The sequence below is a fragment of the Ralstonia sp. Ralssp110 genome (assembly GCF_047325135.1).
Classification (GTDB): domain Bacteria; phylum Pseudomonadota; class Gammaproteobacteria; order Burkholderiales; family Burkholderiaceae; genus Ralstonia; species Ralstonia mojiangensis.
The window spans coordinates 1,717,705-1,730,050 of record NZ_CP168610.1 but is presented as its reverse complement, the minus strand read 5'-3'; the positions used below and the strand labels follow the sequence as shown (position 1 = coordinate 1,730,050).

The window sequence follows — 12,346 nt, the reverse complement described above, 5'->3', positions numbered from 1 at the left end:
GATCTAACTAGCGTGCGCATCTGCACGCCTTGCTCCGTCAGAACCTGTGGTTGACACGCACATATGCGGACTGCGCAGACACATGGCTCGTATTGATGGTGGCATCCAAGCCCAACGACACCGTGGTCGCCTTGGCAGCCTGAAGCGTGACGCTGGCCCCGGTGGTCAGGAACGAACGCGGCAGGTCGGTGCCGGGGGCGGCGAACACGGTGCCGTCCTGGCTCTGGACCTGGACGACGCGGCCGGCGTTCATCAGCTCGTGCGCGTAGCCCAGGCGAAGCTGCACGTTGACCGGGCGCACATCGCCGAAGGCCTTGTCGAGCGTGACACCCACATACGGTTGGAGACTGCGCGCGCTGTCCGGGCCGACTTGCAGGTTCTGGCCGTTGGCACCGTTCTCGCCAAAGCCGCTGCCGCGCACGTACGCATATCGGAGGCCCACCTGCGGCGCGAGCCGGATGCCGCCCGCTTCCATCGGCAAGCTGGCTTGGGTGGCGGCGGTGAATTCGTGCGCGAGATGGTCGCCCTCGGCGGTCCCCACGCTGCCAAACGGCCGCTTCTGTGAGAAGAAATCGAGCCCATAGCCGACGGTGGCCGACAGATTGACGGCTCCCATCGGCTGCGCCCCGTAAAGCGCGACGCGCAGGGTGTCGATGGCGCCCGATGCGCCGGTGGTGTCTTCGCCCAGCGTGGTGTGCGTGTAGCCGCCCGCCGCGCCCACGGTGGCAGCACCAAGGCGGCCCTCCGCGCCCGCGAGGAACCCATAGGCGTGCGTGAGGAAGCCCGGCGCGTTGCCCGTACCGCCCACCTTCGTGCTGGAGCCGCTGGCCGTGACCCACACGTCGTTGGAGCCGCCCGGGGCGTCCTGCGGCCCCGACAACCGGCCGAGCAGCGCCGAGTTGGCGCCCTGTGCCTGCAGCAACGCGGTCGTCCCAAGCGCCGTGTAGATGGAGGTCTTGGTCGGTGCCACCACGGTCGGGCTGCCGGGGGTGCTGGGCCCGGTAGCTTCAGCAAGCAGCAGGTCGACCGCATTCGTTCCGTAGTCGACCGAGGTCTGCAGCGTGCCGAGGTTGGCCCCGGCCGTCGCCATGCTGACGTTTGCGAAGCGGCCCGTCACGCCACTGCCTGCGCTCAACACGGTGTAGCGGCGGGCGGCATAGGTGCCCGGATCGAACACGATGGCCAGCGAGCCGCCGAGCGCTGCAGCACCGCCCACACGCAGTTGCGATGCGTCGGTCGGGCTGACCTCGATGGCGAGCGTCCCAGTCGAGCCTTGCGTGTAATTGCCGCCGACGGACAACGTTCCAATGGAGCCGCCAGGCGCGACCACCCCGCTGCTGCTGATATTGCCGGAAACCGTGCCATGGCCGCGCAGGGTGCCAAGCGCGCTCACCAGGACATTGCCGCCAAGCACGGCACTGGCGTTTGCCGCATCACCGACCGCCAGGGTGCCACCCGCTACCGTGGTCGACCCAGAGAAGCTGCTGCTGACACCATTGAGCGTGAGCGTGCCCGTGCCTTGCTTGATCAACGCGCCGTTGCCGCTCAGGCTGCCGCTGAAGGTTTGAGAGGAGTCGTCAGCCAGCGTGAGCGCGCCGCCCAGCATCACGCGGCTACCCGTGACGCCGGAGAGATGCGCCACGGTCTGGTTCACGCCAGCAGACAGATCGAGTGCCGACGTTGCCCCTGTGAGCGCGACAGTCGTAACCGACGCCAGGCGGCCAGCACCCGACAACGCCAGCGTGCCGGCATTGACGGTCGTGGCCCCGCTATACGTGTTCACGCCCGACAGTGTTTGCGTGCCGCCATCCAGCGTGAGGCCGCCTGTGCCGCCAATGGCGCCACTGAACGTGCCAGAGGCATTCGCCAAGTTGAGCGTCCGGCTGCCCAGGGCGACGGCGCCGGAGCCCGTCAGGGCATTGATGGTTGCGCCGGACGTCGTGCCGGAGATGTCGAACGTGCCGTTGTTGACCACGCCGCCGGAGGTCGCGATGCTGCCGGCCCCCGACAGCGCTAGCGTGCCCGCGTTGATGGTCGCTGCGCCGGTAAAGACGTTTGTGTTCGACAGCGTTTGCGTGCCACCCGCCACCGTCAGCCCGCCTGCGCCACCGATAACGCCGCCGAACGTGCCGGCGGCGTTGGACAAGGTCAGCGTCTGGCCACCCAGGGCGACTGCGCCGGAGCCTGTCAGCGCGCTGATGGTGGCGCCAGACGTTGTCGCCGAGATATCGAAGGTGCCGTTGTTGACCACGCCGCTGGAGCCGGCAATGCTGCCGGCGCCGGACAGCGCGAGCGTGCCCGCGTTGATGGTGGTGTTGCCGGCATAGCCCGCCGTGCCCGAGATGGTCAACGTGCCAGCCCCCGCCTGCACCAGATTGCCCGAGCCGCTGATGGTGCCGGCGTACGTCACCGCGTCGCTGCGGTTGAAGGCCAGCGTTCCGTTGTTGACGATATTGCCCGCCACCGAGCCCGTGGTTCCGCCATTGCCGATCTGCAGCGTGCCAGTGGTGATGGTGGTATCGCCCGTATAGGTGTTATTGCCTGTCAGCGTGATCGTTCGGCTGCCGGTAACGGCTGCACTGCCCGCGCCCGAGATGACGCCAGACACCACGAGGTTCGTCGTGGTCGCATCGAGCGTGACGCGCGACGTGGCGTCGCCCAGCGTGACGTTGTTGGACAGCGAGAGCCCTGCACTGCCAGCCGTGATCTTGGCTGCTGCCCCCGCCGCCACGTCGAGGTTGCCGATGATGTTCGAACCCGTCAGCAGTTGCAGCGTGTTGTTCGTCCCGTTGAACTGGATTGCGGCCGCCCGCGTGACACCATCGCTGTACAGGCCGCCGCTGATGGTGCCGCCATTGACGATGACGTCACCGTTGGAAATGACGCCCACGCCCGCGGCACCGCCATTGCCGGCCCCGCCAGTGATCGTGCCGACGTTGGAAAGCACGTTGAACCCGGCAGCCAGATTGACGCCGGCGCCGCTGGTCCCGGCCGTGCTGCCGCCGCCACCACTGGCACCGCCTACACCGCCGACGATCGTCCCAATGTTGGTGACCTGAGTACCGGAGCCCAAGGTCAGCAACCCGTCGCCGCCGCCGCCGCCGCCGCCCGGGTTCCCGGCTGTACCTCCGTTGCCACCGTTGCCGCCGATCAGCGTACCTTGATTGTTTACGTCGGCAGCCGGCGTCACTATGACGAACGCGGCGCCGCCACCACCGCCGCCGCCGCCGTTGGAGGCCAGCCCCGATGTGCCGGCACCGCCATTTCCGCCGGTGCCGCCCCGCACGGTCACCCCGCCACTGACTGTGACGCTGGTGCCGGTGGAATACACGCCAGCACCTCCGCCACCGCCGCCGCCTGCGAAATTGAATCCATCGAAGCCCTGGCCAGTCCCGCCCTGCGCGTTCGCGTTGACCACGGCATCGCCAGCGAGCACCACATCGGGCGCGCCTCCAGGGCCGCCCTGTCCACTGTCGTTCGCGGCACCGGTACCGCCCGTTCCGCCGGAAGTCGGACTACCCGGCACCTGGATAGTGGCTGAGCCGCCACCCAGCGTTGACGAACCGCCGCCCTCGCCATTGCCGCTGCCCCCATTGCCGCTGCGGTTTGGGATGCCGTTGCCGCCTGCGGCGCTGCAGTTTGCGATCGTGCTCGGCGAGCAAGTCGCGGCCCAGCCAGGGAGCGCTGCACTGGCCAGACCGAGTGACACACCGATTGAAATGATGGATGCGCGCCGACGCGCGGGTGCCGTATCGTGGCTGGCGTCAACGCCCCCGTGCGACGCCTTCGTAAGTTCGGATACCACTTGCGGAGCACGCAAGGTGCGGCTCCAGACCAGCCGATAGACCCGGTTCATGTTGACCCCTCGTTGCATAGACCCATGGATCGGGCGCTGGCCACTAAGAGGCAGGACCGCGGCGCAATCGACCCATTTTTGTGTTGTTGTTCTCTGACGCGCCGTCCGGTGGATACCGTTTTTTTTTGACTTATTGATGGGGGCGCATGCGCGCGAAATATAACACTTGCCTAGGAAATATTGCCCTGGCCATTGGTCATGGCTTGCCGCGCGGGGTCGATGGCTTTGGCTGGGGGCAAAAAAAACGCGCCGAGTCGCCCCGGCGCGTTTTTCATTGCTGCAGCAGACAGGTCAACCCATCCACTTGCGCGCATTGCGGAACATCCGCATCCACGGGCTGCTGCCGTCGCCGGCGGCTTCCCACTCCTTCGGATGCCAGCTCATTTGCACGGCGCGGAACACGCGTTCCGGGTGCGGCATCAGCGCAGTAAAGCGACCGTCGTGCGTCGTCACCGAGGCAATGCCCTGCGGCGAGCCGTTCGGGTTGAGCGGATACGCCTGCGTGACTTCGCCGCGGTTGTCGACGTAACGCAGGCCAACGGCCACTTTGCCGATGTCGCCTTGCTGGGAGAAGTCGGCATAGCCTTCACCGTGCGCAACGACGATGGGGATGCAGCTGCCTTCCATGCCCGCGTAGAAGATCGACGGCGATGCTTCGACCTGCACGGTCACCAGGCGGCCTTCGTATTGCTCCGACTGGTTGCGCGTGAACTTTGGCCATGCGCCGGCGCCCGGGATGATCGGGGCGAGGTTCGCCATCATCTGGCAGCCGTTGCACACGCCCAGCGCGATCGAATCGGTGCGGTTGAAGAAGGCCGCAAACTGCTCGGCCAGCATGCTGTTGAAGAGGATCGTCTTCGCCCAGCCTTCGCCCGCGCCCAGCACGTCGCCGTAGCTGAAACCGCCGCAGGCGACGAAGCCCTTGAAGCTGGCGAGGTTCGTGCGGCCGGCCAGCAGGTCGCTCATGTGGACGTCGTAGGTGTCGAAGCCGGCCTTGTCCATCGCATAGGCCATTTCGATCTGCGAGTTGACGCCCTGCTCGCGCAGGATCGCCATGCGCGGGCGGGCACCCGTGGCGATGAACGGCGCGGCCACGTCTTCCGCCAAGTCGAACGTGAGCTTGGGCGAGATGCCCGGGTCTTCAGCGTCGAGGATGCGGTCGTATTCGCTCTGCGTGCACTCGGGGTTGTCGCGCAGGCTGGCGATGCGCCAGGAGACGTCGGTCCAGGTGCGTTGCAGTTCGATGCGCGTCGCGCTGAACACCTTCTTGGCGTCGCGCCAGATTTCGATGTGATCGTTGGCGTTGGGTGCGCCGATCACGTGGCTGCAACCAGCCAGGCCGTGCTCGCGCAGCACCGCAAAGACGGCGTCGCGCTGGGCCAGCGGCACCTGGATGACGGCACCGAGTTCTTCGGCAAACAGCGCACGCAGGGTCAGGTCGGCACGGCGGCCGGAGACTTGCTGCGCCCAGTTCTTGGCGTCGCCATGGTCGGCTGCGTCGTCCAGCGTGAGCATGTCGACGTTGATCGACACACCGCAGTGGCCCGCAAACGCCATTTCGCAGACGGTCGCCCACAGGCCGCCGTCCGAACGGTCGTGATAGGCGAGCAGCGAGCCGCTGGCGTTCAGTTGCTGGATGGCTGCGAAGAAGCGCTTCAGATCCTCCGCGTCGTCCACGTCCGGCACGCTGTTGCCGATCTGCTCCGTGACCTGCGCCAGGATGCTGCCGCCCATGCGGTTCTTGCCGCGGCCCAGGTCGATCAGGATCAGCGTGCTGTCTGCCGGCGCGTTGGCCGATTCGACCTGCTTGAGTTGCGGCGTGAGCGTCTTGCGCACATCCGTCACCGGGGCAAACGCCGAGACGATCAGCGAGACCGGCGCGACCACTTCCTTCGCTGCGCCTTCGTCTTCCCACTTGGTGCGCATCGACAACGAATCCTTGCCCACCGGAATGCTGATGCCCAGCGCCGGGCACAGCTCCATGCCGACCGCCTTGACGGTGTCGTACAGGCGGGCGTCTTCCCCGTTCACCCCGCAGGCGGCCATCCAGTTGGCCGACAGCTTCAGTTGCGTGAGCGAGTCGATCGGTGCGGCGGCGATGTTCGTGATGGACTCGCCGATGGCCATGCGACCCGACGCGGGTGCGTTGATGACGGCCAGCGGCGTGCGCTCGCCCATCGTCATCGCCTCGCCGGCGTAGCCTTTGTAGTCCAGCGTGGTGACAGCCACGTCGGCAACCGGCACCTGCCACGGGCCGACCATCTGGTCGCGCGTGTTCAGGCCACCAACGGTGCGGTCGCCAATGGTGATGAGGAACGACTTACTGGCAACGGTCGGGTGGCGCAGCACGTCGCGCGCGACGACTTCCAGATCCAGGCCGGTGACATCGACTTCCGGGAATTCCTGCGCGACGCGGTGCACGTCACGATGCATGCGCGGCGGCTTGCCGAGCAGCACGTCCATCGGCATGTTGACGGGGAAGTGCTCGGCGACCTCGGGTGCAGTGTCGCCATCGACGACTTGCAGTTGCTGTTCATCCGTGGCGAAACCGACCACCGAAAACGGCGCGCGCTCGCGCTCGCACATAGCCTGGAAGCGCGGGAAATCGCCGGGGGCAATCGCCAGCGTGTAGCGCTCTTGCGATTCGTTGCACCAGATTTCCGCCGGGCTCAGGCCCGACTCTTCCAGATGCACCTGGCGCAGGTCGAAACGCGCGCCCTTCCCGGCGCCGTCGACGATTTCCGGGAAGGCGTTGGAGATGCCGCCCGCGCCCACGTCGTGGATCGACAGGATCGGGTTGTCCTCACCCAGCGCCCAGCACGCGTTGATGACTTCCTGCGCGCGGCGCTGCATTTCTGGGTTGCCGCGCTGGACGGAATCGAAGTCCAGGTCGGCGGTATTGGTGCCGGTGGCCATCGAGCTGGCGGCGCCGCCGCCCATGCCGATGCGCATGCCGGGGCCACCCAGCTGGATCAGCAGCGTGCCGGCCGGCAGGCCGTGCTTGTGCGTGTGACCGGCGTCGATGTTGCCGATGCCGCCGGCAATCATGATCGGCTTGTGATAGCCACGCACGGTGCCACCGACGTTCTGCTCGTAGACGCGGAAATAGCCGCCCAGGTTAGGCCGGCCAAATTCGTTGTTGAACGCCGCACCGCCGATCGGGCCTTCAATCATGATCTGCAGCGGCGAAGCGATGCGGTCCGGCTTGCCGACGGGGCCCGGTGCAGCTTCATTCGGATTGCGGTGCGCGACGGGCTGAGCGGTATCGCGCGCGTTTTCCCACGATTGCACGGCTTCGGGCAGCAGCAGGTTCGACACGGTAAAACCTGTCAGGCCGGCCTTAGGCTTGGCGCCGCGGCCGGTCGCGCCTTCGTCGCGGATTTCGCCGCCCGCGCCCGTCGACGCGCCCGGGAACGGCGAAATGGCCGTCGGGTGGTTGTGCGTCTCCACCTTCATCAGCGTGTGCGTGAGCGCTTCGCGGCGGCCGTATTGCGGCACGCCTGTCTTGCCTTCCGTACCCGCGTGCGGGAACCAGCGCTCGGCCATGCCGCCTTCCATCACGGCGGCGTTGTCGGAATACGCGACGATCGTGCCCTGCGGCGCAAGCTGGTGCGTGTTGCGGATCATCGCGAAGAGCGACTTGTCCTGCGTCTCGCCGTCGATGGTCCAGTCGGCGTTGAAGATCTTGTGGCGGCAGTGCTCGCTGTTGGCCTGCGCGAACATCATCAGCTCGACGTCGGTCGGGTTGCGTTCGAGCTTGCGGTAGGCATCGACCAGGTAGTCGATCTCATCGTCGGACAAGGCCAGACCCATTTCGACGTTGGCGGCTTCCAGCGCACGACGTCCAGCATCATGGCCGCCCCCAATGTCCACAAAGCGCAATGCCTTGGCGGGCAGCACGTCGAACAGACCGTAGCCGGCTTCGCGCGAGTCGATGACGGTTTCGGTCATGCGGTCGTGCAGATGCTCGGCAACGGCGGCGCGAGTGGCGTCGTCGAGGTGCTTGGCAGCGCCGGTCAGGCTGCGGATGAGGCCCTTCTTGCACGTGACGGTGAATTCCACGCCGCGCTCGATGCGATGGATTTGCGGCAGCGCGCAGTGGCGGGCGATTTCGGTCGCCTTGCTGGCCCACGGCGAGATCGTGCCGAAGCGCGGGATGACCACAAAGCGGTCGCCCTCGACATCGGCCGGAGCGGGCGAACCGTAAGTCAGCAGCGCTTGCACACGGGCGGATTCATCGGCCGACAGCGGCGCGTCGGCGGCCACGAAATGCAGGTATTGGGCACTGACGGCATCGATGTCCGGATCGATGCGCTTGAGGGTGGAAAGCAGGCGTTGCTGGCGGAAGGCGGACAGCGCGAGAGCGCCGGGAAAGCACGAGAAATGCGCCATGGTGGGCAAGGCAGGCAGTAGCTGGAGGGAGGGGTTTCCCGGCGTGCGCGGGAAAACCGCTATTGTACCTTGCCCTGCCGATGTTACCGACCCTCAAATCGGCCGAAAATGGCGCTGCCTCGGCTGCAACCGACCGCAAACGCCCGTTTTACAGCGACGTGGCGGACCGTGCTGCCTGCTCGTACAGGCCTGTCAGCACGCGCAGCAGGCGCGCCAGCTCGCCAATCTCGGCATTTTCCTCGCCGCTGGGCGAAATATTGCTGGTCAGGCACTGCTCGCGGATCTCGCGGTAGCGGGCGCAGGCCTTTTCTCCGGCTTCGGTGGTGGTGTAGGTGACTTCCTTGCCGTTGCGCGTGCCTTCCACCAGCTCCATCCCCTGCAGCTTCTTGAGGGAATACGTCACAAGGTGGGTGTCTTCCACGTTGAGCACGAAGCAGATGTCCGCCAGACGCTTGGCGCGGCCACGGTGGTTGACGTGGTGCACCACCAGCACATCGAGGAAGGTCAGGTCGCGCACGCCGGCGGCAGCCATGCAGCGTACGCACCAGCGGTTGTAGGCGTTGTAGGCGGTGTTGAGCGCAAACTCGAACTCCGACAGTTCCGGGCTGCGCGCCGACACCAGATGCGACGAAGACACGATCGGGCCGCCCTTTCCCGCGTCCTCATTGGCTGCGGATTGCGGCAGATCAGCTTTCGGGGTGGTCGGCGATTTGGACATTGCAACGGGCTGGGAAAGGACCGGAAACGCGGGCTATTGTAAGAGAATAGATCGTCATGTCTGCACAATGGAAAACGTAGTTGCCATGTCCTCACACCCTTCCTGGCGCGAAATCCTGATCAACGGTGCCCTCGCCGCACACACCGGCGCCGACCTGCTCTTCGGCACGGCCGGCATCCGCGCATTGGAAACGGGTGCGCATCGAACTCTCGAACCCTTCACCCTGATGGCGCGCGCGGGCGAAGCTGCCGCCGATTGGCTACAGACGCGCGCGCCACATGGGCACGTGCTGCTGGTTGCCGGCCCAGGCAACAACGGCGGCGATGCGCTCGTGGCGGCGACGGTGCTGCATCTGGCGGGGCGTGCCGTCACGGTGTGGCTTGCCGCAGACCCCGCCAAGCTGCCCGACGATGCGCGCCGAGCCTGGACGGAGGCTTGTGCCGCTAATGTCCCCATCGAACGTCTGCACGCGACGGCTTCGGTACCGGCGGCCACCGCCGCCATCGTCGATGGCCTCTTTGGTATTGGACTCGCCCGGCCGCTGACGGGATTGCATGCGGCGCTGGTCGATACCATCAACGCCAGCGGCCTGCCGGTGTACGCACTGGACATTCCCTCGGGGTTGAATGGCGATACGGGGCAGCCGCCTGCCTCAAATTCGCCCGTTATCCAGGCGCGCGCCACCATCACCTTTCTCGCCGTCAAGCCGGGCTTGCTGACGGGGGATGGCCGCGACGCCTCCGGCGACATTGCTCTGGCCGACCTGCAAGCCGCACAGACCGCTTATGACGGAGTGATCGAAGCGGACGCGTTCGTCAACACACCGTCACGCTGGCTCGCGCACGTGCCGCGCCGCCGGCATAACGGCCACAAAGGAACATACGGCAGCGCGGCAATCGTGGGAGGGGCGGCCGGTATGGTCGGAGCGCCGCTGCTGTCGGCGCGCGGAGCGCTCTATCTAGGCGCGGGCAAGGTGCACGTGGTCTCGCTTGCCGCCGATGCACCGCGTGTCGACCCCGCGCAACCTGAATTGATGCTGCACACCTGGGGCGCCCTCGATCTGGGCGACATGCAGGCGCTCGCCGTGGGCCCCGGCATGGGCATCGGCAAAGAGTCAGAAGCTGCGCTCGAACATCTCCTGGACCGCATGCTCTCCGCGCGCACGCCGGCCGTGTTCGATGCCGATGCACTCAACCTGTTTGCGAAAACGCCGGCCCTGCTCGCGCGCCTCACACGACTGGCCGGAAGCGGTGTCCCGCTGGTACTGACACCGCATCCGCTGGAAGCCGCGCGCCTGTTGCATACCGATGCGCACGCCGTGCAGCACGATCGGCTGGCCGCCGCCAAGGCGCTCGTCAATCGGACGAGCGCGGTGGTCGTGCTCAAGGGTTCCGGCACGGTTATCGCGGCACCAGGCATCCCGCCAGCCGTCAATCCAACCGGCAACGGCGGACTCGCCACGGGTGGTACAGGCGATGTGTTGACCGGCATGATCGGCGCATTGCTTGCGCAAGGCATGGGTGCGCGCGAAGCCGCACTCGCGGCCGTGTGGCTGCACGGTCGCGCCGCTGACGATCTCGTCCAAGCGGGCGTCGGCCCCATCGGCCTGCACGCAAGCGAGCTATGCGCGCCGGCCCGACGTGCGCTCAACGCTCTGCTGGCGTCGGACGTTCGCCGATAGAAAGGCGTCATACAGCGCCGTTATACTGCGCATTCGCTTTCCCGCACCAACCTCACGTCACATCACGCCGTATGCCCACAGCCCTACCCGCCTGGCAGTCCCTGACGCAACATGCTGAATCGATTCGTGCGACACATATGCGCGACTGGTTTGCTGCGCCGGACGCCGAGGAACGGGTACGCGCCTTCACGCTGGAAGCGGCTGGCCTGACGGTCGACTACTCAAAAAACCGCATCACCTCCGACACGCTCGCCCTGCTGCTGCACCTGGCAGACGAGGCCGGCGTGCTCACGCTGCGCGACGCCATGCTGCGCGGCGACCGCATCAACAACACCGAGCACCGATCCGTTCTCCACGTGGCCCTGCGCGGACAAGCGGAAGACGACTATCGCTCCGACGGCGAGCCCGTCATGCCCGAAGTGCTGCGCGTTCGGGCCCAGATGCGTGACTTCGCAAACCGCGTGCATAGCGGCACATGGACGGGCCATTCCGGCCAGCGAATCACGGACATCGTCAACATCGGCATTGGTGGTTCGGACCTCGGCCCGCGCATGGTGTGCCGCGCGCTCGACCACCTTGCCGTGCCGCAGGTGCGCGTGCATTTTGTCTCCAACGTCGACGGCACGGACCTGGCCGAAACACTCGACCACCTGAACCCGGACACCACGCTCGCCATCGTCTGCTCGAAGACGTTCACCACGCTCGAGACGATGGCCAACGCGCACAGCATGCGCCGCTGGTTTGTCGAGCATGGCGTGGCGGAAGACCAGCTCAAGCACCACTTTGTCGCCGTCTCTACCAACCGCGAGGCGGTCGTCCAGTTCGGCATCGACCCGGACAACATGTTCACGTTCTGGGATTGGGTTGGCGGGCGGTTCTCGCTGTGGTCGGCAGTGGGCCTGTCGATCGCGCTGGCGATCGGGCCGCAGCAATTTGAAGCGATGCTCGACGGCGCACGCGCGATGGACCGCCACTTCGCCACGGCCGCACCGCGTGAAAACCTGCCGCTCATTCTCGGGATGCTGTCGGTCTGGTATCGCGGCTTCTTCGATGCGGCGAGCGCATGCACTGTGCCCTACTGCGCGCCGCTGGAACTGCTGACCGACTTCATGCAGCAGTTGGAGATGGAGAGCAACGGCAAATCCGTCCAGCGTACCGGCGCGGCCATCGACACCGACACCGGCCCCATCGTCTGGGGCACGGCCGGCACCAACGGACAACATGCGTACTTCCAGCTGATTCACCAAGGCTCGCAGATCGTGCCGGTGGATTTCATCACCACGCTGGAGCCCGTGCGCAGCCTGCCCGGTCACCACGTCAAACTGCTCGCCAATTGCTTCGCGCAGGGCGAGGCGCTCCTGCTCGGCCGCACCGCCGAGGAGGTCCGCGCGGGCGGCATCACCGACGAAGCGTTGGTGCCTCATATGGTGTTCGAAGGCAATCGCCCAAGCACGACCATCCTGATGGAGCGGCTCGACGCTGCCTCACTCGGTGCGCTCATTGCCTGCGCCGAGCACCGCACGTTCGTGCAGGGCGCGGTGTGGAACATCAACTCGTTCGATCAGTGGGGCGTAGAGCTTGGCAAGAAACTCGCCAAGCCGATCCAGGCGGAACTGGAAGGCGCGCCCGCCTCGGTGGCGCATGATGCGTCGACGGCGACGTTGATCCGCCGCGCCAAAGCCGCGCTCTGACGCAAACG

The 12,346-nt window shown here is 66.4% G+C and carries 5 protein-coding genes; 2 read left to right on the top strand and 3 right to left on the bottom strand.

Annotation, left to right across the window (positions count from 1 at the left end):
• Positions 1 to 37: 37 nt before the first annotated feature.
• The 3 genes from ACEN9T_RS16965 to ACEN9T_RS16955 form a co-directional block, all read right to left on the bottom strand.
• Positions 38 to 3,856 (bottom strand): autotransporter domain-containing protein, encoded by a 3,819-nt coding sequence (locus ACEN9T_RS16965; protein ID WP_413708369.1) that lies wholly within the window; start codon positions 3,854 to 3,856, stop codon positions 38 to 40.
• A 291-nt stretch (positions 3,857 to 4,147) separates the two neighbouring features.
• Complete coding sequence (gene purL, locus ACEN9T_RS16960) at positions 4,148 to 8,248, bottom strand: phosphoribosylformylglycinamidine synthase (protein ID WP_413708368.1); 4,101 nt, start codon at positions 8,246 to 8,248, stop codon at positions 4,148 to 4,150.
• Positions 8,249 to 8,396: 148 nt separating this feature from the next.
• Positions 8,397 to 8,966, bottom strand: a complete 570-nt coding sequence (locus ACEN9T_RS16955) for a winged helix DNA-binding protein (protein ID WP_009238068.1) — start codon at positions 8,964 to 8,966, stop codon at positions 8,397 to 8,399.
• 85 nt (positions 8,967 to 9,051) lie between these two features.
• On the opposite strand from ACEN9T_RS16955, the gene ACEN9T_RS16950 reads away from it, so the two are divergent.
• Both ACEN9T_RS16950 and pgi read left to right on the top strand, forming a co-directional pair.
• A complete protein-coding gene (locus tag ACEN9T_RS16950; RefSeq protein WP_413708367.1) occupies positions 9,052 to 10,647 on the top strand; it encodes an NAD(P)H-hydrate dehydratase in 1,596 nt (531 codons plus the stop codon).
• Between the two features lie 71 nt (positions 10,648 to 10,718).
• Positions 10,719 to 12,338 carry a glucose-6-phosphate isomerase gene (gene pgi / locus ACEN9T_RS16945; protein WP_413708366.1) on the top strand — a complete coding sequence of 540 codons (1,620 nt, stop codon included), beginning with the start codon at positions 10,719 to 10,721 and terminating at the stop codon, positions 12,336 to 12,338.
• The last annotated feature ends 8 nt before the right edge of the window (positions 12,339 to 12,346 follow it).